Genomic DNA, 25,011 nt, shown 5'->3' on the forward strand with positions numbered 1-25,011 from the left:
TTAAGTAAAAATATATAATTTCCTTACTAAAACTGCATTATTTACTGCCTTTAACTGAGATTTATTTATCTTATAATAAACTTAAAAAATTGGGTAAGTTTTATAAAGAATTTATGAAAAAAGTGTCGATTTTTAAGGCTTTACGCATTTGTTTTGATTAATTTTGACTCATAAAACGGACTGAAAACCAATAAAATCGCATTATAAATTCCTAAAAAGTGAAAAGAGAAATAATTACAACGCTAGATGGCTCAACAACAATTCATTTGCAGGAATGGGATGAATGTTATCATTCTAAACATGGCGCAATACAGGAAGCGAAACATGTGTTTATCAAAAACGGACTTTCATTGTTTGAAAATAAACCGGTTAGTATTCTCGAAATTGGGTTTGGAACAGGTTTAAATGCTTTTATTACTTTTTTGGAAGCAAAGCAAAAACAGCAAGTTATTGATTATGTTGGTGTAGAAGCATATCCGGTAAATGCCGAAGAAGTTTTAGCCATGAATTACGTGACTGAGCTGGATGCATTGGAATTTGATAACATTTTTGAAAAAATGCATAAATGTGAATGGAATCAAAAGGTTGAAATTTGCGAAGCTTTTTCGTTAACCAAAAGGAAACAATTTTTTGATGAAATAAACGATTTTGAAATTTTTGATTTGATTTACTTTGACGCCTTCGGATATCGGGTGCAGCCGGAATTGTGGAGCACCGAGATTTTCAGGAAAATGTATAATAGTTTAAAACCAAATGGTGTTTTAGTAACATATGCAGCGCGCGGAGTGGTTAAAAGAAGTATGATCGAAGTTGGATTTACCGTTGAAAAATTAGCTGGCCCGCCGGGAAAACGAGAAATGTTTAGAGCCTTTAAAAATGTTTAATTGGGTTATCTAGAATAATTCTAGATTGGTTTATATGTATTAAGAAAACGGTTTCGTTGATAAATTTTTAAAAAAAATAAGTTAAAATGAATGTGTATGAATGATATTTGTTTACATTTGTTGCGAGTTTAAAAATATAGATAACCCCCCAAAATCTTATTTTATTATGTCAAAAATGATGTTTGATTACACGAAATCAATACTTGAGAGAGTAAGTTTCGATCCGATACTTTTCTGTAAAGAACTAGAAAAAGCTATCAGAACACTGTTACCGTACGAAATGGAACAATTGCAAGAATGGTTATTAAATTTCATTATTGAAAAACCAGAATTAAAACAAAGTTTACTACTGATTAAAGTATAAAAAAAGGAGCCAAATTGGCTCCTTTTTTATTTCTATTTCTTCGAGAGTGGACTAACGATTTGAACATTCTGAAAAACAATTGCTCCTTTTACAACTCCGGCAATAGTAGATCGCAATGCGTCAATGATTTGCATTTTTAATTCGCTTTTAGGGTAAATTAAACTTACCTCACGAGCAGGTTTTGGTTCCTTAAAGTTACGTAGTTTCAGTTTATCGGAATCTTTTAAGTCTAAGGTGTGCAAGTACGGAAGTAACGTTGTACCCAAACCTTCGTCTGCCAATTTTATAAGAGTTTCAAAACTTCCGCTTTGAATCTGGAAATTATTTTGGTCGATGTCAGTACCATTTTTGCATAAATTCAAAATCCCGTCTCTAAAACAATGTCCGTCTTGCAAAAGCAGGATTTCATTTATATTTAAATCCGAAACTTCAATTTCTTCTTTCTGGAAACTGGCGTGATGTTCCGGGATATAAGCCACAAAAGGTTCAAAGTACAAAACGATTTCTTTTATTTTTTCATCTTCAAGAGGCGTTGCAGCAATTGCAGCATCAAGATGTCCATTTTTTAATTTTATAATAATCTCATCCGTATTCAGCTCTTCAATTAAGAGTTTTACTTTTGGGTATTTTTTGATGAAATTGTTTAAAAACATTGGTAAAAGCGTTGGCATAATGGTTGGGATAATTCCCAATCGAAATTCTCCACCAATAAAACCTTTTTGCTGTTCTACAATATCTTTAATTCTGTCGGCTTCATTTACGATGTTTTTGGCCTGATTTACAATTTTTTGACCAATATCTGTAAGCTGGATGGGTTTTTTACTTCTGTCGAAAATCAAAATATTAAGTTCTTCTTCAATTTTTTGAATTTGCATACTTAAAGTTGGCTGAGTCACAAAACATTTTTCGGCAGCGAGAGTAAAATTTTTATGTTCGGCAACGGCTAATACATATTGTAGTTGAGTAATCGTCATTTTGATAGTATTTTTTGATACAAAAATAAGAAAATATAACTTTTTTTTATATAAATTTTCAAGAAGTTACTTTAAATTTGTAGTAAACTTACTGTAAAATACAAAAGCATGAAAACAAATATTTTAGGATTACCTGTAAAAGAGTCAGAATTATTAGTAAAAGAATTAAACATTTTATTATCCAATTTTCAGGTTTATTATCAAAATTTAAGAGGAATACATTGGAATATTCGTGGGAAACGTTTCTTTGATTTACACGTAAAATTTGAAGAATTATACACCGATTCTCAATTAAAAATTGATATGATTGCCGAAAGGGTTTTAACAATAGGAGGAACTCCGTTACACACTTTTGAAGATTATATTAAAAACAACAAATTAGCGGTTGGAAAAAATATTTCAAACGACGAAAAAGCAGTTCAGTTAATTGTACATTCTTTATCAGATTTATTAAAAATTGAAAGAGAAATCCTTAATAAGTCTGGAGAAATTAATGACGAAGGGACAAATTCTATGATGAGTGATTTTATCGCTGAACAGGAAAAAACCATCTGGATGATGAATGCATGGCTTGAAGAGACGTTGTAATATCTTGTATATAAATAAATTATGAAAACCGAATGATGCTTTGTATCATTCGGTTTTTTTATGAATGTTAAATTTCTATAAAATTTTTAGCCTCCACGCTTTGATTTTATTTCTTTAACACTATTTTTGCCCCAATGAAATTAATCGCTCGCATATTATTATTCATATTCATTGCCTTCTTATCAACGCCAACTATTGTGACGATGATAAAGAAAAGCAGTGATACGTCTATGTTTTTCAGTTTTTCTGAAGAAGAGCATTCTCATAAAGAACTTAAAGCTGCAGTATATCCATCAATATTCGAACATGAAGTATTGATTCCTGTTTATATTGAGAAAAAAACGATAGTATCTGAAAATATTGTAAAATTAGACAATATTTCTCCGAGCATTTTTGCTCCACCTCCCAACTTGGCATAATACTTCCGATTATTTTGAATTACACTGCATTTTTAAATAAATGTGGTAAATCTTTAATGAATAATTTTTTTAGTATTGTGTTATGACAAAAAAAATCAATCTTTTTGCCAACCTTAAATCTGATTTTGCGTCAGGTTTAGTGGTTTTCTTGGTGGCTCTTCCATTGTGTTTAGGTATTGCAATGGCTTCTGGAGCGCCGTTATTTTCTGGGATTATCGCGGGCGTTATTGGTGGTATTGTGGTAGGTTATTTAAGCCAGTCACACATTAGCGTTTCGGGACCAGCAGCTGGGTTAACAGCTATTATTTTGACTGCTATTACTGATTTAGGCGCTTTTGATGTGTTTTTAATGTCTGTTTTTATTGCTGGATTAATTCAATTAGCATTAGGATTTTTAAAAGCCGGAAGTATCTCAAATTATTTTCCAACTAATGTTATTGAAGGAATGTTAGCCGGTATCGGAATCATTATTATCTTAAAACAATTGCCTCACGCTTTTGGTTATGATGCTGATTTTGAAGGCGATCAGGCTTTTATTCAAAACGACGGAAGCAATTCATTTTCGTTTTTGTTTGATGTTTTAAATCACATTCAATTAGGATCAGTAGTAGTTTCGCTTGTATCATTCGTAATCTTGATTTCCTGGGATAAAGTTTCTTTTTTAAAGAAATTAAAGTTAGTTCCTGGTGCGCTTGTTGCGGTTATTGCCGGAATTGTTTTGAATGAAATTTTTATTTCATCAGGAAGTTCACTGGCAATTGCAAAAGAACATTTGGTTTCTTTGCCGGTTCCAAAATCTTTCGAAGAATTTAAAGCGATTATTATCACACCAAATTTTTCTGCTGTGAGTAATCCAAAGGTTTGGGTTATTGGGATTACTATTGCCATCGTTGCTTCTATTGAAACACTTTTATGTATTGAAGCTTCGGATAGAATGGATGTTCAAAAACGTTACACGGATACGAATGTTGAGCTTAGAGCACAAGGAATTGGTAATATTGTGAGTTCACTTTTAGGTGGTTTACCAATGACATCTGTAGTTGTAAGATCTTCTGCGAATAATAATGCAGGTGCAAAATCTAAAATGTCTGCTATTATTCATGGTGTACTTTTAATGGTAAGTGTATTAAGTGTTCCGTTTATTTTAAATAAAATTCCGTTAGCGACTTTAGCAACTGTTTTGATTTTGGTTGGATATAAATTAGCAAAACCAGCAACATTCAAACATTTCTGGCATCAGGGAAAATATCAGTTTATTCCGTTTATTGCGACTTTAGTTTTTGTAGTAGCTACAGATTTACTGAAAGGTGTTGCACTTGGAATTATAATAAGTGTTATTTTTGTATTGCGAGGAAACTTAAAAAGAGCGTATAGCTTTAAAAAAGAACAATACGAAGACGGAGATGTTATTCATATCGATTTGGCGCAAGAAGTTTCATTTTTGAACAAAGCTGCAATTAAATTGACATTGAATGAAATTCCTGAAAACTCTAAAGTAATCATCAATGCGCACGATACGGAATATATTGCTCATGATGTTTTAGATTTAATTCGTGAATTTAAAGAAACTCGTGCAATTGATGAAAATATCAAAGTAAAACTAAAAGGATTCAAAAAAGCATATGAACTTGAAAATTCTCCGGAAATAAACAATCATGTTTCAATTGAGCATTATTATGATGTAGCTAAAAGAGCATTGGTTAAAAAGGAAGTCATAAAAGAAAAATTTTAAAGTAAATAAAAAATTGTGAAATATTAAGGTATTTCTTACCCTTAAAAAGATCTGATTTTAGATAACTTTACAAGAGTTTTTAAAATAGATAAAAAGGACATTAGAAATATCTTCAAAAAAATAAATAAAAAAATGAGAGAGTTTTATAATCAGTTATTAGAAAACAATAAGGAGTGGGTTGAAAAATCATTAGCATTAGACCCAAATTATTTTGCAGATTTGGCTAAAGGGCAAACGCCGCCATTATTATGGATTGGATGTTCTGACAGTCGTGTTCCTGCAAACGAAATTATCGGAGCTAAACCAGGTGAGGTTTTTGTACATCGTAATATTGCAAATATGGTTGTACACTCAGACATGAATATGTTGAGTGTTCTGGATTATGCAGTAAATGTTCTAAAAGTAAAACATGTTATTGTTTGCGGACATTACGGTTGCGGTGGTGTAAAAGCTGCAATGGGAAATCAATCTGTAGGAATTATCGATAACTGGATTCGTCACATTAAAGATGAATATCGTTTACACGATAAATACCTAAACTCTATTGAAGATGAAACAGAACGTTTTAATGCTTTTGTTGAGGTTAATGCTAAAGAACAAGTTTACAACTTAGCTAAAACTTCAATCGTACAAGGAGCATGGAAAAACGGTCAGGATTTAATGCTTCACGGATGGGTTTACGGATTAAATTCAGGATTTGTCACAGATCTTAATGTAAATATCGCATCAAATGAAGAATTAGATGAAGTTTATCAGCTAAGTAATCTATAAAAATTAAAAATCGCCTCAAAAAGGCGATTTTTTTTATTCGTTTTCGTCGAGGTTTTCATTAAAAGCAGACGGTAACATAGTTGGTATAAACTTAATTAAGATAGGCAATAACAAACTTCCGCCGGGAAGTAAAAAAATAGTCAGTGACGGAATCGTTTTACAGATATCTAAAAGCTGTTTTTTTACTTTTTTCTTTTCTTTCGCATCCAGATCTCTTGTTGTAGAATATGCCAACAAGACCATTAATTCTTTGCTCTGAACAATTTCCTTAACTAATCTGTTTTTGTTCCTTACAATCAGTTTTACAACGCTGTGCGTCATTTGATCGTAAAAATGTTTTACAGGATTAGAATAATTAAAGTACGGAATCTTCTTTTTATGAGTGGTAATAAAAGTATTTGTGGTATCTATGCTTGTAGTCACAAAATCATCAGAAACGCCCATCATAGAGCCCAATGAATACAAAAAGTAAGCTTCTTCATTTTCTACAACACCATCGCTCCATAAAGCCATTCCGGCCATATCGATTAAATAATATTGCTCAAGTTTATTGCTAAAATAATCTAAATGTAAAGTCTCTAAAGTATCCACTGTAACTTTAGAAAATTTAGAATATCGTATAGAAGCTTCAAAAAGCTTGATTAATAAATCATCATGCTGCGATTTTGCCGTTTTAGTTTTTAAAGCTAAACCCACAATTCCTAAAACGGTTTCTTCAATGCGTTTTAAATATTTTTCGGGAATTGCACCATGCACTAAATATTGTCTGAAAGCTAAAACATCAATAAACAATAAAGCATTCGTTACCAAATGCGAAAAGTTTTTGCTAATAATACTATCATTAGTCTGAACGCGCTGATCGATTATATTTTCTAAGGATAGGGAAGGAGTATCTTTTGGAAGTAAAATTTTAAATAAATTAAATCCCTCAGGATTCATTGCATTATAAAATTTCAAGGCTTCAGTTATGAAATGATTCGGTTCAAAATCTCTTCTTTCTAAGCAAAAAACATTATATAAAGTGTTTAATAAGGCAGCTTTAGAAATTTCGGTTTTAAACCAGCCTTTTATCGGAATAGGAATTTGAGAATCAATTTTTATGATGTGCCCGTAAATAAAACCAGTTTCTCTAACTTTATTATAAAACGAGTCCGTAGTTTCAAAAGGAATCGCTTCTGAAAACTTTTGTTCGCTAAAAAACTTATCTATCCAACCTGGTGCCGAAGGGTTAATCATTAACTTTAGTTTGAGGCTACAAAGCTATATCTTTTTCTTGTTTTAGGGTTAGTTTTAAAATGAAATAACCACTAGATTTGTGAAAAAATAGTGGTTATTGTGTTTTTACTTGATAATCCCTGCACAAGCGACCCTGCCACCAGCATTTCCGGTAGGTTGTGTAGTAAAATCATCTGTTCCCTGATGTACAATTAGGCCTTTTCCTAAAATATCTTTGGTTGCATCTCCACAGCCAATACACCATTCGTCAGTTGTTAATGTTATAGTTCCGTTACCTTTTGCATCAGCGGTAAAGTTTCCGATATCGCCTTTGTGATATTCTGCAGAACCCCATTTTCCGTGTTTTTTAAAGGTTGGATTCCAGTGTCCGCCAGCAGAACTTCCGTCAGCAGCGCTACAATCTGATTTTTCGTGAATGTGAATAGCATGAACTCCAGGTTGTAAACCAGCCACTTTTGCAACAAAAGTTACTTTGCCATTTTTTTCTGTAAAAGTTGCAGTTCCGCTTACCGTACTATTACTTTTTGGCTCTAAAGTTACAGTCAGGGTTTTAGCATCATTTGATTTGTTATTAGTCTTACAACCAATAATTAAGGCTGTAATTATAGCGAGGGAAACAATTATTTTTTTCATATTTTAAGGCATTTAAATTAAAGATTAAGTAAATTTAACATAAAATTCCGACATTGATTAAAGCTAAAAGTTAAAAAAATCTAAAACTATTGGTCACTATTTAATGAAATATTCAATTGTGAACTAAAAATTATTCCTTAATTTCGTATACGCCCGACTTAAAAGTTTAAAAATAAGTGTTCATTATTTTTTTTAATTTAATATTTAAAATTATGATAAAGAATGTTTTAACTTTAGTTTTTTTGAGTGTTTTCCTGATTTCATGCAAATGTTCTAAAATTCCAAAAGGCGATGCGGTTTCTAAACTTGAAGGAATCTGGGAACTTAATTATATTACCGGTCCACGAATTGCTTTTGATGGTTTATATCCAAATAAAAAGCCAACAATAATTTTTGATTTAAAAGAAAACCGTCTTTCAGGAAATAATAGCTGTAATTCTTATACAGGGAAATTGAGTATAACAGACAATAAAATTGATTTTACCCAACCATTGGCAGTCACCAAATGATGTGTATGGATGCGCAAGGCGAACAAATTTATATGAGCACTTTGCAAAAAATAACTTCATATGATATTACGGATGATGGTAAAACCCTGAATTTTATTTCCGGAGATGTTGCCATGATGCGGTTTACGAAAAAATAGCAGCTATATTTTAACCCTATAAATATATGTTTTATGAAAACGAAACAATTCATTTTAGTAGTGTTATTGTGCTTTTTAAGTTTTCCGGTTTTTGCACAGGAAAAGACCAGGAAAGAATTAAAAGCAGAAAAAGAATTACAGGAACAGAAAGAAACTGAAGCTCTGGTGGAGTCTAAAATTTTTGTTTTTGAAGCACAAAAAGCCACACCACAAGCCGGCAGACTTATTCATTTAGATTATAACACTTATTTTTTAAAATTCAATCCAGAAAAAACGACTTGTGATTTACCTTTTTTTGGACGTGGATATAATGTAGCGTATGGAGGCGATGGCGGAATTAAATTTGAAGGTATTCCTGAAAATATTGTAATTCAAAAAAATAAAAAAAATTATAAAATAAAAGCTACCGTAAAAGGCAAGGATGATGTTTATGATCTTTTTCTTTCTGTTTTTTTTGATGGAGGAGCAACACTTTCTATCAATAGTAATAACAGAGCGCCCATTTCATATGATGGGGTAATTAGTGCTCCAAAAGCCGAAGAAAGTAATAAATAAAAAATTTAAGTTTTGATTATTTACGCCTGAACCCTTCTGTCTATGATTAAAAAATATCAATTATTCGCTGTATTTTTTCTAACGAGTTTATCAATTTTTAGTCAGGATTTAGAACCTCGGGTTTACGCTAATGTTCCTAAAAACTTAAATGTTCTAGGATTTGGATATGCTTATATGGACGGAAACGTACTCACAGATCCTTCTTTACCTATTTCTGATTTTACAATTCAAAGCCACAATTTAGCAGCTACTTATGTTAGAACATTTGGTCTTTCGAACAAATTGGCCCGTGTTCAGGTTGCATTACCTTACACTTTTATGGATGGATCTGCAAATATAAATGGTGAAAATTTAACAGGTTCCCGAACTGGTTTTGGAGATACAAAAGTACGTTTTGGGATAAATCTACTGGGTTCTCCGGCTCTTGATAAATCAGAATTTAGAAATTTTGAACAAAAAACAATTTTAGGGATCAGTTTCGTAACCTCAATTCCGACCGGTAAATATTATGATGATAAAAAAATCAATATCGGAACCAATCGCTGGGCTTTTAAACCTGAAATAGGAGTTTCAAAACGCTTTGCCCGTATGTATGCTGAGGTTTATGGAGGCATTTGGTTTTATACCAACAATACGGATTATTTAGATAAAAAATTAGAACAAAAGCCAACTTATAGTTTACAGGCTCATGCGAGTTATTATTTTAAAAACAGCATGTGGATTGGTTTTAATACAAATTGGTTTTTTGGCGGGAAAACAATTATAGACGGGATTTCTGATAATAGTGAAATTGATAACTGGAGAGTAGGAGGAACATTTTCGACACCAATTGCTAAAGGGCAGTCTCTTAGATTTCAGTATCATATAGGAGCTTATACCAATAACGGATTGAATTATTATGCGCTGACAGGTTCTTATCAATATTCATTTTTTTAGAGTGTATTTGCAAACTACCATGCGCAACGAGATTCAAAATTCAATTACGTTTATTGGAGAATTAGATAAAACAAAAGTTCAAATGAATTAATTTATTTTCTAATAGAAAAACGGCAGTTTTAAATAGCTGCCGTTTTTTTGATCTAAGCGATTTTATTTAGAAGTTTTTACTTCATATATTGCATTTACCATTCCGTTACGAGGCGTATCCTGCACAAGTTCCCAGAACATAATTCCCCCTAATTTTTTAGATTTTGCATATTCTGCTTTTGCTTTTATTGAAGTCAAATCATCTCCGGTTGCAAATAGTTTTTCCTTTTCATTATACCAATAAGGCGCTTTTGCTTTATCATCCCAAAAATATTTCCAGCCATTTGCTTCTGTATAAGTATTCTCAAAATTTTTAAAATGAACCCCCTGAATGTGCTCTCCGGCCTGATATAAACCGTTATTTACATTTTCTACATTTTTCCATGTTCGGGTATAAAACGCACCGCCAATAATTAATTTTTCAGACGGAACACCTTGGTTTAATAAATAAGTAACCGCTCTGTCCGTTGATTCTTCATTAGGATTTGTACTATATAAAGGCGCGTGATGTCCGGTAATTTTAGAATATCCGTTTACTAAATCATAACTCATAATATTGATGCGATTTACTAATGGCGCTACAGTTTTCCAGTCGATAGATTCGTCTAAATATTTTTGAAAACCTCCTGCAGCAAAACTCAATTCGTATTTTTTCCCTAAAGTAGAACGCAATATTTTGATCAATTCGGTAAAATTAGGTTTATCAGAAGCTTGAAATAAATGTCCGGGCAATCCCTCAATTGCAGGATATTCCCAATCTAAATCTAAACCATCAACTTTAAAATATTTGCTCACTTCTTTTACTGATTTAGCAAAAGCTAATCTTCCTTCGGCAGTCGAAAATGCAGCAGAACAAGTTTCACAACCTCCCCATCCGCCAAGCGAAAGAACAATTTTAAGCTGAGGATTTGTAGCTTTTAAAGAGACTAAATGTTTAATAGTTATCGAATCTTTAGGCGAATCTACGCTTAGTTTTCCATCTTTTAAATGACAAAAACTAAAGATAATTTGATCTAATTTGTTTACTTCAAAATCATTTATCACTTTATCATCCCCCGTATAATACGCTATGATATTAATTTTTTTTTTTGAGCGAATGTATTTGTGATAAACAAGCATAGAGAAAATAAGATAATAAGGTTAAATTGTTTCATCGTATATTTTTTTAATTTTAGAATGTTAAATATAAAACATTAAGATTAAAGATTTGCTATCAATTTTGTAACATAAACTTAATTTTAATAAAGATTTGTGAAATGATCTCGCAAATCGTTGTAGAGGCGCACACTAGTGCGTCTACACAACAAGAAGCACTGCTGTGCGCCTCTACATCATATGATGAAAAAAATATTCAGATGGTAAAAAAAATAAACCCGCACTGTTTCGGATTAGTGCGGGTTTAAACAAATTAAAAGCTAAAAACTATTTTTATATTAGAAGCAGTATTCGTTTTCTGCAACTAATTTATTGGTAATTGTTTCTCTCAATGCCACTACGTTTGGCAAGTTGGTGTATTTTGTAAAACGTTTTAATCCCATTAACATCATACGTTGTTCGTCACCTTCAGCAAAAGAAGCGATTCCTTCTTTTCCTCTTAAGTTTACGATATCTACCGCTTTGTATAAGTATAATTTTGCCATTGCAATTTGCTCTTGTACTTTAGCTTCACCTTGATTTTTGGCTAATTTCTCTGTTCTAAGGATTGTACTTTCAGCCATATAGATTTCGATTAAGATATCAGAAGCCGCCATTAATAACTGTTGGTGAGAATCTAAATCCGGTCCGTATTTTTGAACAGCACTTCCGGCAACCATTAAGAAAACTTTCTTAAGGTTCGCGATAATTCCTTTTTCTTCAGCAAATAATTCAGAAAAATCAGGAGTATCAAAAGATGGAATTCCCATTAATTCTTCCTGAACTTTCATTGCAGGTCCTAATAAATCAACATGTCCTTTCATAGCTTTTTTGATCAACATACCTACAGAAAGCATTCTGTTGATTTCATTTGTTCCTTCGTAAATACGAGCGATACGGGCATCTCTCCAGGCACTTTCCATCGGAGTATCTTCAGAGAATCCCATTCCACCAAAAATCTGAATTCCTTCGTCAGCACAAGATTGTACATCTTCAGAAACTGCTACTTTCAAAATAGAACATTCGATAGCATATTCTTCAACACCTTTTAATTCAGCTTCCTGGTGCGAAGTTCCTTCTTCCTCACGAGCAGCAATTCTGTCTTCGATATCTTTTGCAGCACGGTAAGAAGCACTTTCTCCAGCGTATGCATTAGTTGCCATTTCAGCTAATTTAGAACGGATCGCTCCAAAAGATGAAATAGGAGTATTAAACTGAATTCTTTCGTTAGCATATTTAACCGCATTTGTAGTAACTCTACGTTGAGCATCTAAACACGCCGCAGCCAGTTTAATACGACCAACGTTCAAGGCATTCATTGCAATTTTGAAACCGTTTCCTCTTTCAGACAACATGTTTTCAACAGGAACTTTTGTATCGTTGAAGAAAACCTGACGCGTAGAAGAAGCACGGATTCCTAATTTATGCTCTTCTTCATTCATAGAAATTCCGTTTGACGGATCGTTTTCTACGATGAAACCTGTAATGTTTTTATCATCTCCAATACGGGCAAAAACGATGAAAACGCTGCAGAAACCTGCATTTGAAATCCACATTTTTTGCCCTGTAATTTTGTAATGTGTTCCATCTTCAGATAAAACAGCTTTCGTTTTTCCTGAGTTCGCATCAGATCCTGCACCTGGTTCTGTTAAGCAATAAGCTCCAAACCATTCTCCGGAAGCCAATTTCGGAACGTATTTTTTCTTTTGTTCTTCAGATCCATAAAGTGTAATTGGCATAGTTCCAATTCCGGTATGTGCACCAAAAGCAGTTGAGAAAGATCCTGTAGCGCCAGAAATGTAATCGCAAACTAACATTGTAGATACGAATCCCATTCCTAATCCGCCGTATTCTTCAGGAACCGCAACTCCAAGAAGTCCCAGTTCACCAGCTTTACGCATAGATGATTCTGTATACGCATAATCTTTTTTCTCAAAACGATCTTTATGCGCCCATAATTCTTTGTCAACGAACTCTTTTACAGAGTCACGCATCATTAATTGCTCTTCCGAAAAATCTTCTGGTGTAAAGACATCTTCGCATTTTGTTTCTTTAACTAAAAACTGACCACCACGGGTTACGTTTTTTTCGATTGTATCTGCCATTTTGTTTTTGTTTAGATAAAAGATGAAAGAATCAAGAAGAAAGATTTTTGTCTAACTTACTTATGAAACCAGTGGTCATCTTTTGAAATTCAATTATTTTGTTTTCTATTTCTTCAGTTTTTTCTTTTGATAAATAGTCGTTCTGAAATGCTATCAATAACTGTGTTTGCAGTTCAAATGAAGAACCTAAACTAATATTCAAATAATGTTGAAAATGTTTATTTCCTCTATTTGAACCTTCTGCAATATTTGATGGCATTGAAACTGAGCATCGATTCATTTGACTAGATAAGCTGTAAGTTTCTAATTTTGGAAAAGTGGAAGTCAGTTTATAAATATCATTTGTAATATTCATTGCTAAAATCCAAATTTTCAAATTCTTAAAATTGTGTCTCATGTTTTTGAGCCAAGATAAGAAAATGAGTACAGTAAAAGTAAGTTTTATACTACTATTTAAAAATCTTTACTCTTCTCTCATTCTTTCAAAAAAAAACATCTTTCCTCTTGCTTCTTTGCTCTTTCCTCTCTTTACAAGACCTCGTAAATCCCCGCACTTCCTTGTCCAGTTCCCACACACATAGAAACAATTCCGTATTTATTGCCTCTGCGTTTCATCTCGTCAAATAACTGAACAGAAAGTTTAGCACCAGTACATCCCAGAGGGTGCCCTAAAGCGATTGCTCCACCGTTTACGTTTACGATATCAGGATTTAAACCTAGTTCGCGAATTACAGCCAAAGACTGAGAAGCAAAAGCCTCGTTTAATTCCACCAAGTCAATATCTTTCAATTCTAAACCAGCTTGTTTCAATGCTTTCGGAATTGCTTTTACAGGACCAATACCCATAATTCTTGGCTCAACTCCCGAAGAAGCAAAGTTTACCAAACGTGCAATTGGCTCAAGATTTAATTCTTTCACCATGTCTTCACTCATAATCAAAACAAAAGCAGCTCCGTCACTCATTTGCGAAGAGTTTCCGGCAGTTACACTTCCGTCAGCAGCAAAAACCGGTCTTAAACCTGCTAGGGCAGCAACAGAAGTTCCGGCACGTGGACCTTCGTCTTGTTTTACAACGTATGATTTAGTTTCTTTTTTTCCATTTTCATTGATGAAAGTCTGATCAACAGTAATCGGAACGATTTGTTTGTCGAATTTACCTTCAGCCTGAGCTTTCAAAGCTTTCATGTGAGAGTTGTAAGCAAACTCATCCTGATCTTCTCTCGAGATTTTATATTGGTTCGCCACCGCTTCAGCAGTCAAACCCATTCCCCAGTAGTAATCTTCGTGACCAGCAGCAGCAACTTTATAATCCGGAGTTGGTTTGTAACCTCCCATCGGAATAAAACTCATACTTTCGGCTCCACCAGCGATAATACAATCTGCCATTCCAGATTGGATTTTTGCAGTTGCCATTCCGATAGTTTCTAATCCGGATGCGCAATAACGGTTAACCGTAACTCCAGGAACATCTTCAACTTTTAATCCCATAAGAGAGATCAAACGTCCAACGTTTAGTCCCTGTTCTGCTTCCGGCATGGCATTTCCTACCATAACGTCATCAATAAGTTTTTTGTCGAAATCAGGCAGTTCATCCATCATAAACTGAATCGTTTCTGCTGCTAATTCGTCAGGTCTTTTAAATCTAAAAACCCCTTTTGGTGCTTTTCCTACCGCAGTACGGTAAGCTTTTACTATATATGCTGTTTTCATTTGTTTTGTTTTTTAAGATTTATTAGAAGAAAGAGGCAAGAGGCAAGACAAAAGACAAAACTAGTTTTGAAGTCTTGCTTCTTGCATCTTTGCTCTATTTTCTAATTACGAAGTGGTTTTCCTTTAGTTAACATATATTGAATTCTCTCCAAAGTCTTTCTTTCTGTACATAAACTCAAGAAAGCTTCACGTTCGATATCTAATAAATATTGTTCAGATACTAAAGTCGCTTCAGATAAATCACCACCAGCCATTACGTAAGCCAGTTTATTAGCGATTTTTTTATCGTGCTCAGAAATATACTTTCCAGCTTCCATTTGATCCGTTCCCACTAAGAACATTCCAAGTGCTTGTTTACCTAAAACCTTAACATCAGTTCTTCTGATAGGCTGCGTATAACCCGCTTCTGCCATTAACAAAGCATGTTTCTTAGCTTCAGCAATCTGACGATCTTTGTTTACTACGATAACATCTTTTCCATGTTGAAGAAGTCCGGTGTCGAAAGCTTCGTAACCAGAAGTCGAAACTTTTGCCATAGCTATTGTTAGGAAATATTCTTGAAGAACGTTCAATTCCACATCGTTTTTGCGGAATAAATCTGAAGCTCTCAAAGCCATTTCTTTAGATCCACCACCACCAGGAAGTACACCAACACCAAATTCAACCAATCCCATATAAGTTTCTGCGGCAGCAACCACTTTATCAGCGTGTAAGCTCATTTCGCATCCACCGCCAAAAGTCATTCCGTGAGGCGCAACCACAACCGGAATAGAAGAATAACGAACGCGCATCATCGTGTCCTGAAACATTTTGATCGCCATATTCAACTCATCATATTCCTGCTCAACTGCCATCATGAAAATCATTCCGATATTAGCTCCAACAGAGAAATTCGCTGCCTGGTTACCAATAACTAAACCTTGATATTCTTTTTCAGATAAGTCGATTGCTTTATTGATAGCAGCAAGTACATCGCCACCAATAGTATTCATTTTAGATTGGAATTCTAAGTTCAAAATTCCGTCTCCTAAATCTTGTATAATTGCTCCACTATTACTCCAAACTTTTTTGCTTTCGCGAATGTTGTTCAGGATAATGAATGAATCTTGTCCAGGAACTTTTACTTGAGATTTTGTTGGAATGTTATAGAAATAAGTTGCTCCTTCTTTTACAGAGTAGAAACTTTCGCTTCCGGAAGCTAACATTTCTGTAACCCATGCAGCTGGTTCAAGACCTTCTGCTTTCATGATTTCGATTCCGTTGGCAACACCAATCGCGTCCCAAATTTCGAATGGACCATTTTCCCATCCAAAACCGGCTTTCATCGCATCATCAATTTTGTATAATTCGTCTGAGATTTCAGGAATTCTGTTTGACACATAAGCAAACATTCCGGCGAAACTCTTACGGTAAAATTCACCCGCTTTGTCTTTTCCTTTCACCAAAACTTTAAAACGATTGATTGGTTTATCGATAGTTTTGGTAAGTTCAAGCGTAGCAAAATTTGCTTTTTTAGCAGCGCGGTATTCTAATGTATCTAAGTCTAAAGACAAAATGTCTTTATCTACTTTTTTATAAAAACCCTGACCAGTTTTGCTTCCTAGCCAATTGTTTTCCATCATTTTTGTAACAAATTCCGGAAGTTTAAACAATTCGTGTTGTTCGTCAGTTGGGCAGTTTTCATAAATACCGTTGGCAACGTGTACCAAAGTATCCAAACCAACAACGTCAACCGTACGGAAAGTAGCCGATTTTGGACGACCAATTACCGGACCAGTCAATTTATCTACTTCTTCAATCGTTAATCCCATTTCTTTTACCAAGTGGAATAAACTCTGAATACCGTAAATACCAATTCTGTTTCCAATAAACGCCGGAGTATCTTTAGCAACAACCGAAGTTTTTCCTAAAAATTTAGAACCATATTCGTTTAAGAAATCCAATACTTCAGTTGAGGTTTTCGGACCAGGAATAATTTCAAATAATTTTAAGTAACGCGCAGGGTTAAAAAAGTGAGTTCCGCAGAAGTGTTGTTGAAAATCTTCGCTTCTACCTTCGCTCATAAAATGAATTGGAATACCAGAAGTGTTTGAAGTAACCAAAGTTCCCGGTTTACGGAATTTCTCGATTTGCTCGAATACCAGTTTTTTGATATCCAAACGTTCAACCACAACTTCAATAATCCAGTCAACATTGGCAATTTTAGCCATATCATCAGTCGTATTTCCAGTCGTAATTCGGCTAGCAAATTTCTGACTGTAAATAGGAGACGGTTTCGATTTTAATGAATTCGCTAAGTGCTCGTTTACCACTCGGTTGCGAACAGCTTTACTTTCAAGCGTTAATCCTTTTTTAGCTTCAGCTTCTGTCAACTCGCGAGGAACGATGTCAAGTAATAAAACTTCAACACCAATATTGGCAAAATGACAAGCTATTCCTGAACCCATAATTCCGGATCCAATTACAGCAACTTTTTTAATTGTGCGTTTCATATTTGTTAATATTTGTTTTTTTGTTTTTAGAAATTGATTATCTTAATTAAGATTATTCGTTTCCTGTTTTTTCTGTTTGATTAAATATGTTTTTGTCCTGAATCAATTCATTTATAATTTCAGAAACTTCGATAAAATGTTTCATCTTTTCGTCAGAAACATGTTTTCGAACCGTTTCATTAAATTTCAGAACCGTATTTTTTGATAAATCTCTTTTTTCTTTTCCAAATTCGGTCAGGTAAATTAAAACGCCGCGACCATCAGTTGGGTTTTTTTTGCGAACAATCAAACCCTTGTCTTCCATAGATTTTAGTGTTCTGGTAAGGCTTGTAGCTTCCATTCCCATTCTTGGTCCAAGAGCTGTCGATGGAGTTCCTTCCTCCTTATCAATACTCAAAAGTGCAAATCCCGTCGCCATAGTGGCATCGTACTTCGCAGCTTCCTCGTTATACATTCTTGATACGGCTTGCCATGTAGCTCTCAAAATATAATCTATTGTTTTGTCTTTCATATGTAACTATATCGATTTCAAATATAATCAAAAAATACTATGCATGCATATAATTCTTGAATATTTTTTTGGTTAATAAAAAAATATCTCTGATTTAGAGTGGTTTATGGTTAAATTTTAATTGAAATATACTATTCTTTTTTGTGATTTTAACAAATTTAATGCTGTAAAAATTCATTTATAGTTTTAAAGCGGCTTTTTATTCTACATTTTATAAAAAATTATGATTTTAATTCAGTAATATCCTCAGGTTCATATCTGGAAATTGCTTTTTGAAGTATTTTTTTCATTCTGTTACGCAAATTTTCCGGTCTGATAATTTCAATTCCGTCACCAAAACCCAATAAAATACGTTCCATTTCATAATTGGGCGAAATAAATAAATGCACAATAATACTCTTATCGTCATTTTCCTTAATGAGCCGCTGCGACGGATGCAAAGGTTTTGTAAGTACATAAGGAGCATTTACGGCATCAATCCACAACTCAATTCTTCTGGGATTTAAACCCAGATTTACCGTCACGCCAATTACATTTTTATAAAAAGAATCGGCATCAAAATCCTCGTCTATATAAGGAAGGTTAAAGTCATAATCGATCGCCATAATTCGGTCAAGGGCCAAATTTGTAATTGGCTGCGAATCTTTTTTCTTTCCAACCAAAAACCATCGGTTATTAAACTCCTTCAAAATAAAAGGATGAAAATGAAATTTAGTTTCTTCTCTCGATTTAAACGATTTATAAGTAATTACAAGTACTACCTTTTTGATAATCGCCTGATAAATTTCATCTAAATAATGCAAACCTTTTAGATTTTCGTTTTTATCCAGATAAATAACCGGTTTTGTATGCGATTTCTCCGAATAGATTTTATCCTCCAAACGCTGCAAAATATCCGATACATCGCTAAATAAAGAAAAATCCTTAAACTGTTTCAACATCGAAACCGTTTCTGTCAAAACATTCATATCCGTTTCCGTCAGCGGAATATCCGTTATCGAAAATTCGTCATCTTCATATTTATAATACTTTTTATCATACACAACTATTGGCGCATTATAACCCAGTTTTTCACTTCGCATCAACTGAATATCCATCTGAATCGTTCGTTTGCTAATTGGGTTTTCGCGGCCTTCATATTCAAACAAAGCTTCAGAACAACATTCGATCAAATCTTCCAAAGTCCATTGCCGGTATTTATTCTGTAGACATTTGTCTATTGTTTTGTACCTAATTAAGGCGTTCTTGTTTTGAGACATGTTTCTTAGTTTTTCTCACAAAACTTTAGAGTTTTTCACGCAGATTTTTTAAGATTTAAGCAGATAAAGCAGATTATATTTTAATTCAAATTTGCTTAAATCTGTGTGAAACAAAACTTTGCGTCTTAGCGACTTTGCGAGATTATTATTTGGTTTCTAAAATTCTTATTTCTTTCTCAATATTAATCCTCGCTTTCTCTTCATATAATTTTCTAAATTCATTCGTTTGAAAAATAAATTCATGCTCCAGAAAATGTTTCAGGGCTTTTGCGCGTCCGGGTTTATAGAGAAAATCAGGATAAATGCGGTATTCTTTCCTAATTTGTTCAAAATAAATTTGATACTCGTTCCAATCACGTGCGAGAATTTTTAAATCAAAATCAATAAGCCAGTTAATGTCTTCAATTTCATTGTGTTGATGCAATTGCGTAGCACAAATCATATCAAAAACCAACTTCGAATTCAGATTTGTTTCTTTCGGAAGAATTTTAACTGCATATTCAGCACTTTTGAGTTCATTATCTTTTTTGCTGCTTACATATATGTAGTCGTGATAAAATATCGAATACAAAACCTCATTTGGGAATTGAAGTTTGTCAAAAAACATTTCAAAACATTCAATCATATCCTTTATATGGGTAAGATTATGATAATGTCTTGATTTTTTGGAATATGCCTTTTCTAAATCAAACCAATTTTTTTCAATTGCTTTTTCGTCAAAGCCAATATTGGCAAGTAATTCGGTGAATTTTTCTTTTAAATGCATGTTTTTTTTTAATTTGAAAAAGCTCCTGAGGAGTTTAATATTTATGGACATTTATACGTTATAGTAGTTTAGCTCCATCAGAGCGATATTTCGGTTTTTATCTTTATCAATAAAATATGTCACCCGATGGGGCTTTTTTGCAATGCGTTTAAAAAACTATAAATATGCCGTCCCTAAAGGGACTTAAATGATAATTGATAATCATAATTTACTCAAATATAGAATTCTTTTTTTACTGCGCAAAATAACTGCGTAGTGGTTTTGGAATCTTTGCTCAGGAAATAAAAACAAATTGTACTTCTAAAAAATAAACTATTGAAAAAGTATATTAGTATTAACCACGAAGTTGTGATGCAATTATTAATAATTAAATTTAAACGACGAATCTTATAATCGCATTTGTAGTTTTTTTAAACTCATGATTAAATCAAAACCTATGACACTTAATAAGGATAAATATTTTCAAGCTATTGAAAAAGCTTTTAATAATGCTGAAGAATTAATTGAAGAAGCTGAGATTCTCGCAAAACATAATAAGAATGCTCGAGCTTATACACTTTTTCAACTTTCTATTGAAGAAATAGGAAAAGCATTTTTAACATTTCAATTTGTCTTAAATGGTAATATAGAAGATATTGAAGAGACAAAAAACTTTTTTAAAGATTTTAGAAGTCATACCGTCAAAACTAAAACTTCTCAAGATATCGATTTTATGTTTGCTTTACAAATTGAGAAAAGTTCCTATTCGAAAAAATTGATTGAAGAATTTATATTTGATAGAGTTGATGTTGCTGTTTCTAATGATTATAAAAATTATAGTCTCTATACTTCTTATAAATATGGAGAATTTTATAAACCATCTAAAATTATTACTATAGAAATGTTAGATAAGATTTCTAAACATGCCAAATTTCGACTACAAGTTGGAAAACCATTTATAAAACTTGGTATTGATAATTATGATATTCTTTTCGAAACTCGTGGCAGTTTAGATGAACAAGAAGCATCTATTCAAACTCAAAAAAAGATAGAAGAACTTCTAAATTCAAAATTTGATTAAAAAATTTTCATTGAGCTTTGAATAAATATATCTACGCAAAATAACTGCGCAGTAGTATTTGAATCTTTGAAAAAATAAATTGATAAATATGAGAAATTCAGAATTTGAAATCCATCCTTTTGATGAAGCTTTCTACATTGAATCTTTATTAAAAAAAACGCATTCAATTTTAAATGATGCTAAATCATTGAATAATTTTTGGATGAAGAGAAACTATCATTGTAAAAATGACAATATGATTCTAGATTTATTTGAGAATATTATTCTTGATGCAGGAGGAATTTCTCGATTTTTTTGGCCTTCAAAGAATCACGGACATTATAAAATTAGAGCAGAAAAGCTTCGTGAAGTTTATCATATTAATGATTCAAGTGTTTTAAAAAACCGAGAACATGCGAAATCATATCGAACATTTTGATGAGAAATTAGATGATTTTTTAAAAGAATTTTCTACATGGAAAGTAATGCGAAAATATGTGGGACCATTCATTCTTGTAGACGATAATAGAATATTTTTTAGAGCATATTTTTATGATAAGGATATTTTTAAGATGTTTAATATAGAATATGAAATGGAACCAATTATAGATGAAATTAGAAGAATTCATAAGATTTTATTACAACAGCAACAAAATAATGGTCGGTTTTTAATAACTAAATAGCCGTAAAAAACCTATGAACCTCTGCCTCTTAAAAACAAAAACCATGAATACACAAATAAACGGTACAGATATAATTGCATTAGGATTCCCGGAAGGAAAAACAATCGGGATTGCATTAAAAATAAACAGCAAAAGACACGGGTTGAAACGTGATGAAATGATTGCCAATTTCAAAAAAGTTTTGGGAACACCTGAAAATTATATAGACGACGCTATTTTTAGCAAACTCGCAATCGCTTTGATCGAAAAAGCAAACGAAAAACCGGAAGATTTCATTGCTTTAAACCAAAATCCAAATGCGTATTCAGCGTACGGATTAGAATATATTGAAGACGGAGCCAGAAAACAAATGGAAGTTGCCATGAAACTTCCTGTTACCGTTGCCGGATCTTTAATGCCAGATGCGCATCAAGGTTACGGATTGCCAATTGGCGGTGTTTTAGCCACCAAAAACGCCATTATTCCGTATGGTGTTGGAGTTGATATTGGGTGTCGAATGGCGTTGTCGGTTTATGATATTGCGGAGGATTTTTACTTTGAAAACGAAGCCAAATTCAAAAGAGAATTAATTGCCCATTCAATTTTTGGAGCCGGACATGGTTTTCACGGACAATACAAATCAGATCACGCGGTTTTAGAAAACGATGCTTTTAACATGACGCCGTTTGTGAAGAATTTAAAAGATAAAGCCTGGTCACAATTGGGATCTTCGGGTGGAGGAAATCACTTTGTAGAATTCGGAATCATGGAATTTGCCAAAGATGATGCGGTTTTGAATATCCCGAAAGGGAAATATGTCGCTTTGTTAACACATTCCGGTTCACGCGGAATGGGTGCCACAATTGCCGGACATTATACCAAAATGGCAAAAGATGTTTGTAAACTTCCGGAAGTTGCTAAAAATTTAGCTTATTTGGATATGAACTCACAATTGGGTCAGGAATATTGGATGGCGATGAATTTGGCGGGAGATTACGCTTCGGCTTGTCATGAAATTATCCATAACAAAATGGAAAAAGCTTTGGGTGCTACAATTTTAGCCAAAGTCGAAAACCACCATAATTTTGCCTGGAAAGAAATCTGGAACGGCGAAGAAGTGATCGTGCATAGAAAAGGCGCAACTCCAGCCGGAAAAGGCGTGATGGGAATCATTCCGGGAAGTATGACCGCGCCGGGATTTTTGGTGAGAGGAAAAGGCGAGGAGAACGCCATTAATTCGGCTTCGCACGGGGCAGGAAGACAAATGAGCCGAACTAAAGCCATAAAAAGCATTACTAAAACCGAAATGCAATCCATCCTTAAAGATCACGGCGTTACGCTTATTGGTGCAGGACTTGACGAAGCACCAATGGCCTACAAAGACATTAATCAGGTTATGGAAGCCCAACAAGATTTGGTTGATGTCGTAGCGAAGTTCACCCCAAAATTAGTGAGAATGGCGGATGACGGGAGTAGAGAAGATTAGGTTTTTTGAAGGTTCAGAGAGGCAGAGGAACAAAGGTTCAAAGAAAAAAACTTTGCGACTCTGCTCTTGATAGTCATCCGGAGTCTCAGAGCATCCTCATTTTATGTCATTTCGACGGAGGAGAAATCACACTCGAGACTCGACAAAGTGGACGGAATTACTAGTGCGATTTCTCCTCCGTCGAAATGACAAACTTTGTGTAAAAAACTTTGCGCCTTAGCGCCTTCGTGGCAAAAACAAAAAACAAATAATAATAAAAGGTTCCAAAGAGGAAAAAACTTAGCATCTCAGAATCTTAGAACCTTAGCAACTTTAAAAAAAATATGAATACATACATAGACATAGGAATTAATTTAACCAATAAACAATTCCAAAACGACATAGACGATGTCGTACAAAACGCTTTAGATGCCGACGTATCGCAAATGATACTAACCGGAACAAGCGTAAGAAACAGTGAAGAATCTGCCCGAATAGCAAAAGAATATCCCGGAATATTATATGCTACAGCCGGAATTCATCCGCATGATGCGAAGGGTTTTGATGCGCAGAGTATTTCGAAACTACGCAATTTACTAAAACAGAAACACGTAGTTTCGGTAGGTGAGTGCGGACTCGATTTTGATCGTGATTTTTCGCCCAGAAATATTCAGGAAACGTGTTACAAAGCCCAATTAGAATTGGCGATCGAAGTACAGAAACCTCTGTTTTTGCACGAAAGAGCTGCTTTTACAAAGTTTATGGACATTACAAAAGACTATTTGCCACAATTGCCAAAAGCCGTTGTGCATTGTTTTACCGGAACTTTGCAGGAAGCCAAAACCTATCTCGATAACGGATTTTATCTCGGTTTTACCGGAGCAATATCCGACAGCAAACGTTTTGATCATTTAAAAGAAGTGATTCAGTACGTGCCGCTTGACCGAATGATGATCGAAACCGATGCGCCATTCATGCTCCCAAAAAACACCCCAAACAATCTCCTGAAAAAATACCACGAACGCCGTTGCGAACCTGCTTTTCTGCCTTTTGTGGCTGCAACTGTTGCTCAGTTTAAAGGAGTTTCGGGGATTGTGGTTGCGGAGGAAACTACTAGGAATGCCAAGAGCTTTTTTGGGATTTAGCGTTTTTGCCACGAAAACACAAAGGCACAAACTAAAAAAACTTTGTGTCTTAGCGCCTTAGCGGCAAAAAAAAGTAGGCTTTTAAATCAGGTGTTTTTACTGGGTTTAAAAGGCTTTTTGTTTATTTACATTTGAAAACAATCATGAAAGAAAAAATACTAGAAAAATTAAAAGAAATAGAGAACGGTAAAAATGTAGAAATACTTTTTGCTGTAGAATCAGGAAGCCGTGCCTGGGGATTTGCTTCTCCGGACAGCGATTACGATATTCGTTTTATATACAAACACAAACCAGAATATTATTTATCCCTTTGGGAAAAACCAGACGTAATAGAATTCATGACCGAAGACGATCTTGACGGTTCCGGTTGGGACTTACGGAAATCCGTAAAGTTATTAGCAAAATCTAACGCACCTTTGATCGAGTGGTTGTTTTCGCCAATAGTATATTTCAAAAATGATGATTTTGCAAAACAAATGCAGGACTTAGCCGTAGAATGTTTCTCGCCAATAGCTGTTTTACATCACTATTTAGGAACGACAAAGAATTTTATGGATGTCTGCGAAATGGAAGAAGTAAAACTAAAAAGTTATTTCTACGCCTTACGCACCGCATTAGCCGGAAAATGGATTATAGAAAATAATACTTTTCCGCCTGTTGCTTTTGCCGATTTATTGCCAATTGCACCACAAAACCTACAAAAAAAATTAGTAGAATTACAAGCAATAAAAGCCAACCAAGACGAAAAGTATTTACACCCAAAAGAAACTTTAATAACTGATTTTTTATTGGAAACAATACAATTTAATCAGGAAAATGCGAGTAAATTGGGGAATGGGAAGAAATTGAATGAGAAGTTGGATTTGTTTTTTAGGAATATGATAAAATAATTATG

27 protein-coding genes are annotated in these 25,011 nt (G+C 33.7%); 16 read left to right on the plus strand and 11 right to left on the minus strand.

The features are described from left to right. The first annotated feature begins 218 nt into the window (after nucleotides 1–218). Together mnmC2 and ACZ0AH_RS07100 are read left to right on the plus strand one after the other, a co-directional pair. Nucleotides 219–884, plus strand: coding sequence for a tRNA (5-methylaminomethyl-2-thiouridine)(34)-methyltransferase MnmC2 (mnmC2, locus tag ACZ0AH_RS07095; RefSeq protein ID WP_463475116.1), 666 nt, complete (start codon nucleotides 219–221; stop codon nucleotides 882–884). 166 nt (nucleotides 885–1,050) lie between these two features. After that, the gene (locus ACZ0AH_RS07100; protein WP_134149487.1) at nucleotides 1,051–1,248 is read left to right on the plus strand and encodes a hypothetical protein; all 198 of its coding nucleotides are present in this window, start codon (nucleotides 1,051–1,053) and stop codon (nucleotides 1,246–1,248) included. Between the two features lie 32 nt (nucleotides 1,249–1,280). On the opposite strand, the gene ACZ0AH_RS07105 is transcribed toward ACZ0AH_RS07100, so the two are convergent. Further along, entirely contained in the window at nucleotides 1,281–2,222 is a 942-nt protein-coding gene (locus tag ACZ0AH_RS07105) for a LysR substrate-binding domain-containing protein (protein ID WP_463475117.1), read from the minus strand. A gap of 108 nt (nucleotides 2,223–2,330) precedes the next feature. On the opposite strand from ACZ0AH_RS07105, the gene ACZ0AH_RS07110 reads away from it, so the two are divergent. The 4 genes from ACZ0AH_RS07110 (at nucleotide 2,331) to can (ending at nucleotide 5,732) form a co-directional block, all read left to right on the plus strand. After that, nucleotides 2,331–2,810 (plus strand): Dps family protein, encoded by a 480-nt coding sequence (locus ACZ0AH_RS07110; protein ID WP_463475118.1) that lies wholly within the window; start codon nucleotides 2,331–2,333, stop codon nucleotides 2,808–2,810. A gap of 203 nt (nucleotides 2,811–3,013) precedes the next feature. Then, a complete protein-coding gene (locus ACZ0AH_RS07115) occupies nucleotides 3,014–3,229 on the plus strand; it encodes a hypothetical protein (RefSeq protein ID WP_463475119.1) in 216 nt (71 codons plus the stop codon). Between the two features lie 82 nt (nucleotides 3,230–3,311). Then, nucleotides 3,312–4,961, plus strand: coding sequence for a SulP family inorganic anion transporter (locus ACZ0AH_RS07120; protein ID WP_463475120.1), 1,650 nt, complete (start codon nucleotides 3,312–3,314; stop codon nucleotides 4,959–4,961). Between the two features lie 132 nt (nucleotides 4,962–5,093). Beyond that, on the plus strand, nucleotides 5,094–5,732 hold the full coding sequence (can, locus tag ACZ0AH_RS07125) for a carbonate dehydratase (protein WP_463475121.1): 639 nt from the start codon (nucleotides 5,094–5,096) through the stop codon (nucleotides 5,730–5,732). Nucleotides 5,733–5,765: 33 nt separating this feature from the next. Here can and ACZ0AH_RS07130 read toward each other — a convergent pair whose 3' ends face one another. Together ACZ0AH_RS07130 and ACZ0AH_RS07135 are read right to left on the minus strand one after the other, a co-directional pair. Further along, on the minus strand, nucleotides 5,766–6,968 hold the full coding sequence (locus ACZ0AH_RS07130; protein WP_463475122.1) for an LETM1-related biofilm-associated protein: 1,203 nt from the start codon (nucleotides 6,966–6,968) through the stop codon (nucleotides 5,766–5,768). A 105-nt stretch (nucleotides 6,969–7,073) separates the two neighbouring features. Beyond that, complete coding sequence (locus tag ACZ0AH_RS07135; protein ID WP_463475123.1) at nucleotides 7,074–7,601, minus strand: superoxide dismutase family protein; 528 nt, start codon at nucleotides 7,599–7,601, stop codon at nucleotides 7,074–7,076. 212 nt (nucleotides 7,602–7,813) lie between these two features. Between ACZ0AH_RS07135 and ACZ0AH_RS07140 the strand changes: the two genes are divergently transcribed. From ACZ0AH_RS07140 to ACZ0AH_RS07155, 4 genes are read left to right on the plus strand one after another with little or no spacing between them, the layout of a single operon-like run. Beyond that, the gene (locus tag ACZ0AH_RS07140; protein WP_463475124.1) at nucleotides 7,814–8,110 is read left to right on the plus strand and encodes an META domain-containing protein; all 297 of its coding nucleotides are present in this window, start codon (nucleotides 7,814–7,816) and stop codon (nucleotides 8,108–8,110) included. Between the two features lie 5 nt (nucleotides 8,111–8,115). Then, nucleotides 8,116–8,247: a hypothetical protein gene (locus tag ACZ0AH_RS07145; protein ID WP_463475125.1), complete on the plus strand. Its 132-nt coding sequence runs from the start codon at nucleotides 8,116–8,118 to the stop codon at nucleotides 8,245–8,247. Nucleotides 8,248–8,280: 33 nt separating this feature from the next. Then, nucleotides 8,281–8,802, plus strand: a complete 522-nt coding sequence (locus ACZ0AH_RS07150; RefSeq protein ID WP_463475126.1) for a DUF4251 domain-containing protein — start codon at nucleotides 8,281–8,283, stop codon at nucleotides 8,800–8,802. A gap of 42 nt (nucleotides 8,803–8,844) precedes the next feature. Further along, the gene (locus ACZ0AH_RS07155; RefSeq protein WP_463475127.1) at nucleotides 8,845–9,738 is read left to right on the plus strand and encodes a transporter; all 894 of its coding nucleotides are present in this window, start codon (nucleotides 8,845–8,847) and stop codon (nucleotides 9,736–9,738) included. 153 nt (nucleotides 9,739–9,891) lie between these two features. Here the strand turns inward: ACZ0AH_RS07155 and ACZ0AH_RS07160 are convergent, their stop codons facing one another. From ACZ0AH_RS07160 to ACZ0AH_RS07195, 8 genes are all read right to left on the minus strand, one after another. Beyond that, nucleotides 9,892–10,947 carry a glycoside hydrolase family 18 protein gene (locus ACZ0AH_RS07160; RefSeq protein WP_463475128.1) on the minus strand — a complete coding sequence of 352 codons (1,056 nt, stop codon included), beginning with the start codon at nucleotides 10,945–10,947 and terminating at the stop codon, nucleotides 9,892–9,894. Between the two features lie 314 nt (nucleotides 10,948–11,261). After that, entirely contained in the window at nucleotides 11,262–13,067 is a 1,806-nt protein-coding gene (locus ACZ0AH_RS07165) for an acyl-CoA dehydrogenase family protein (protein WP_463475129.1), read from the minus strand. Nucleotides 13,068–13,098: 31 nt separating this feature from the next. Beyond that, nucleotides 13,099–13,464, minus strand: coding sequence for a four helix bundle protein (locus ACZ0AH_RS07170; RefSeq protein WP_463475130.1), 366 nt, complete (start codon nucleotides 13,462–13,464; stop codon nucleotides 13,099–13,101). 131 nt (nucleotides 13,465–13,595) lie between these two features. Further along, nucleotides 13,596–14,777 carry an acetyl-CoA C-acyltransferase gene (locus tag ACZ0AH_RS07175; RefSeq protein ID WP_463475131.1) on the minus strand — a complete coding sequence of 394 codons (1,182 nt, stop codon included), beginning with the start codon at nucleotides 14,775–14,777 and terminating at the stop codon, nucleotides 13,596–13,598. Nucleotides 14,778–14,878: 101 nt separating this feature from the next. Continuing rightward, the gene (locus ACZ0AH_RS07180) at nucleotides 14,879–17,269 is read right to left on the minus strand and encodes a 3-hydroxyacyl-CoA dehydrogenase/enoyl-CoA hydratase family protein (protein WP_463475132.1); all 2,391 of its coding nucleotides are present in this window, start codon (nucleotides 17,267–17,269) and stop codon (nucleotides 14,879–14,881) included. A gap of 52 nt (nucleotides 17,270–17,321) precedes the next feature. Further along, on the minus strand, nucleotides 17,322–17,780 hold the full coding sequence (locus ACZ0AH_RS07185; protein WP_463475133.1) for a MarR family winged helix-turn-helix transcriptional regulator: 459 nt from the start codon (nucleotides 17,778–17,780) through the stop codon (nucleotides 17,322–17,324). 221 nt (nucleotides 17,781–18,001) lie between these two features. After that, complete coding sequence (locus tag ACZ0AH_RS07190; protein WP_463475134.1) at nucleotides 18,002–19,039, minus strand: helix-turn-helix transcriptional regulator; 1,038 nt, start codon at nucleotides 19,037–19,039, stop codon at nucleotides 18,002–18,004. Nucleotides 19,040–19,184: 145 nt separating this feature from the next. Further along, nucleotides 19,185–19,805 (minus strand): HD domain-containing protein, encoded by a 621-nt coding sequence (locus tag ACZ0AH_RS07195; protein WP_463475135.1) that lies wholly within the window; start codon nucleotides 19,803–19,805, stop codon nucleotides 19,185–19,187. A 418-nt stretch (nucleotides 19,806–20,223) separates the two neighbouring features. Here ACZ0AH_RS07195 and ACZ0AH_RS07200 point away from each other — a divergent pair, with 418 nt between their 5' ends. The 6 genes from ACZ0AH_RS07200 to ACZ0AH_RS07225 all read left to right on the plus strand — a co-directional run bounded on the left by ACZ0AH_RS07200 (nucleotide 20,224) and on the right by ACZ0AH_RS07225 (nucleotide 25,006). Continuing rightward, complete coding sequence (locus ACZ0AH_RS07200; RefSeq protein ID WP_463475136.1) at nucleotides 20,224–20,865, plus strand: AbiV family abortive infection protein; 642 nt, start codon at nucleotides 20,224–20,226, stop codon at nucleotides 20,863–20,865. Between the two features lie 88 nt (nucleotides 20,866–20,953). Then, on the plus strand, nucleotides 20,954–21,283 hold the full coding sequence (locus tag ACZ0AH_RS07205) for a hypothetical protein (protein ID WP_463475137.1): 330 nt from the start codon (nucleotides 20,954–20,956) through the stop codon (nucleotides 21,281–21,283). Beyond that, entirely contained in the window at nucleotides 21,258–21,527 is a 270-nt protein-coding gene (locus ACZ0AH_RS07210) for a hypothetical protein (protein WP_463475138.1), read from the plus strand. The genes ACZ0AH_RS07205 and ACZ0AH_RS07210 overlap by 26 nt, the downstream gene beginning before the upstream one ends. 43 nt (nucleotides 21,528–21,570) lie before the next feature. Then, nucleotides 21,571–22,992: an RtcB family protein gene (locus ACZ0AH_RS07215; RefSeq protein ID WP_463475139.1), complete on the plus strand. Its 1,422-nt coding sequence runs from the start codon at nucleotides 21,571–21,573 to the stop codon at nucleotides 22,990–22,992. 323 nt (nucleotides 22,993–23,315) lie between these two features. Beyond that, nucleotides 23,316–24,116, plus strand: a complete 801-nt coding sequence (locus ACZ0AH_RS07220; RefSeq protein ID WP_463475140.1) for a TatD family hydrolase — start codon at nucleotides 23,316–23,318, stop codon at nucleotides 24,114–24,116. Nucleotides 24,117–24,259: 143 nt separating this feature from the next. After that, nucleotides 24,260–25,006 carry a nucleotidyltransferase domain-containing protein gene (locus ACZ0AH_RS07225; protein WP_463475141.1) on the plus strand — a complete coding sequence of 249 codons (747 nt, stop codon included), beginning with the start codon at nucleotides 24,260–24,262 and terminating at the stop codon, nucleotides 25,004–25,006. Nucleotides 25,007–25,011: the final 5 nt, after the last annotated feature.

This window comes from Flavobacterium sp. AC105 (assembly GCF_979258495.1).

What these genes read in the sequence shown, in the direction of transcription:
- ACZ0AH_RS07100 (WP_134149487.1), top strand. Translation starts at nt 1,051, where the DNA reads ATGTCAAAAATGATGTTTGATTACACGAAATCAATACTTGAGAGAGTA.
- ACZ0AH_RS07105 (WP_463475117.1), bottom strand. Translation starts at nt 2,222, where the DNA reads ATGACGATTACTCAACTACAATATGTATTAGCCGTTGCCGAACATAAA.
- ACZ0AH_RS07110 (WP_463475118.1), top strand. Translation starts at nt 2,331, where the DNA reads ATGAAAACAAATATTTTAGGATTACCTGTAAAAGAGTCAGAATTATTA.
- ACZ0AH_RS07115 (WP_463475119.1), top strand. Translation starts at nt 3,014, where the DNA reads ATGATAAAGAAAAGCAGTGATACGTCTATGTTTTTCAGTTTTTCTGAA.
- ACZ0AH_RS07120 (WP_463475120.1), top strand. Translation starts at nt 3,312, where the DNA reads ATGACAAAAAAAATCAATCTTTTTGCCAACCTTAAATCTGATTTTGCG.
- can (WP_463475121.1), top strand. Translation starts at nt 5,094, where the DNA reads ATGAGAGAGTTTTATAATCAGTTATTAGAAAACAATAAGGAGTGGGTT.
- ACZ0AH_RS07130 (WP_463475122.1), bottom strand. Translation starts at nt 6,968, where the DNA reads ATGATTAACCCTTCGGCACCAGGTTGGATAGATAAGTTTTTTAGCGAA.
- ACZ0AH_RS07135 (WP_463475123.1), bottom strand. Translation starts at nt 7,601, where the DNA reads ATGAAAAAAATAATTGTTTCCCTCGCTATAATTACAGCCTTAATTATT.
- ACZ0AH_RS07140 (WP_463475124.1), top strand. Translation starts at nt 7,814, where the DNA reads ATGATAAAGAATGTTTTAACTTTAGTTTTTTTGAGTGTTTTCCTGATT.
- ACZ0AH_RS07145 (WP_463475125.1), top strand. Translation starts at nt 8,116, where the DNA reads ATGGATGCGCAAGGCGAACAAATTTATATGAGCACTTTGCAAAAAATA.
- ACZ0AH_RS07150 (WP_463475126.1), top strand. Translation starts at nt 8,281, where the DNA reads ATGAAAACGAAACAATTCATTTTAGTAGTGTTATTGTGCTTTTTAAGT.
- ACZ0AH_RS07155 (WP_463475127.1), top strand. Translation starts at nt 8,845, where the DNA reads ATGATTAAAAAATATCAATTATTCGCTGTATTTTTTCTAACGAGTTTA.
- ACZ0AH_RS07160 (WP_463475128.1), bottom strand. Translation starts at nt 10,947, where the DNA reads ATGCTTGTTTATCACAAATACATTCGCTCAAAAAAAAAAATTAATATC.
- ACZ0AH_RS07165 (WP_463475129.1), bottom strand. Translation starts at nt 13,067, where the DNA reads ATGGCAGATACAATCGAAAAAAACGTAACCCGTGGTGGTCAGTTTTTA.
- ACZ0AH_RS07170 (WP_463475130.1), bottom strand. Translation starts at nt 13,464, where the DNA reads ATGAGACACAATTTTAAGAATTTGAAAATTTGGATTTTAGCAATGAAT.
- ACZ0AH_RS07175 (WP_463475131.1), bottom strand. Translation starts at nt 14,777, where the DNA reads ATGAAAACAGCATATATAGTAAAAGCTTACCGTACTGCGGTAGGAAAA.
- ACZ0AH_RS07180 (WP_463475132.1), bottom strand. Translation starts at nt 17,269, where the DNA reads ATGAAACGCACAATTAAAAAAGTTGCTGTAATTGGATCCGGAATTATG.
- ACZ0AH_RS07185 (WP_463475133.1), bottom strand. Translation starts at nt 17,780, where the DNA reads ATGAAAGACAAAACAATAGATTATATTTTGAGAGCTACATGGCAAGCC.
- ACZ0AH_RS07190 (WP_463475134.1), bottom strand. Translation starts at nt 19,039, where the DNA reads ATGTCTCAAAACAAGAACGCCTTAATTAGGTACAAAACAATAGACAAA.
- ACZ0AH_RS07195 (WP_463475135.1), bottom strand. Translation starts at nt 19,805, where the DNA reads ATGCATTTAAAAGAAAAATTCACCGAATTACTTGCCAATATTGGCTTT.
- ACZ0AH_RS07200 (WP_463475136.1), top strand. Translation starts at nt 20,224, where the DNA reads ATGATTAAATCAAAACCTATGACACTTAATAAGGATAAATATTTTCAA.
- ACZ0AH_RS07205 (WP_463475137.1), top strand. Translation starts at nt 20,954, where the DNA reads ATGAGAAATTCAGAATTTGAAATCCATCCTTTTGATGAAGCTTTCTAC.
- ACZ0AH_RS07210 (WP_463475138.1), top strand. Translation starts at nt 21,258, where the DNA reads ATGCGAAATCATATCGAACATTTTGATGAGAAATTAGATGATTTTTTA.
- ACZ0AH_RS07215 (WP_463475139.1), top strand. Translation starts at nt 21,571, where the DNA reads ATGAATACACAAATAAACGGTACAGATATAATTGCATTAGGATTCCCG.
- ACZ0AH_RS07220 (WP_463475140.1), top strand. Translation starts at nt 23,316, where the DNA reads ATGAATACATACATAGACATAGGAATTAATTTAACCAATAAACAATTC.
- ACZ0AH_RS07225 (WP_463475141.1), top strand. Translation starts at nt 24,260, where the DNA reads ATGAAAGAAAAAATACTAGAAAAATTAAAAGAAATAGAGAACGGTAAA.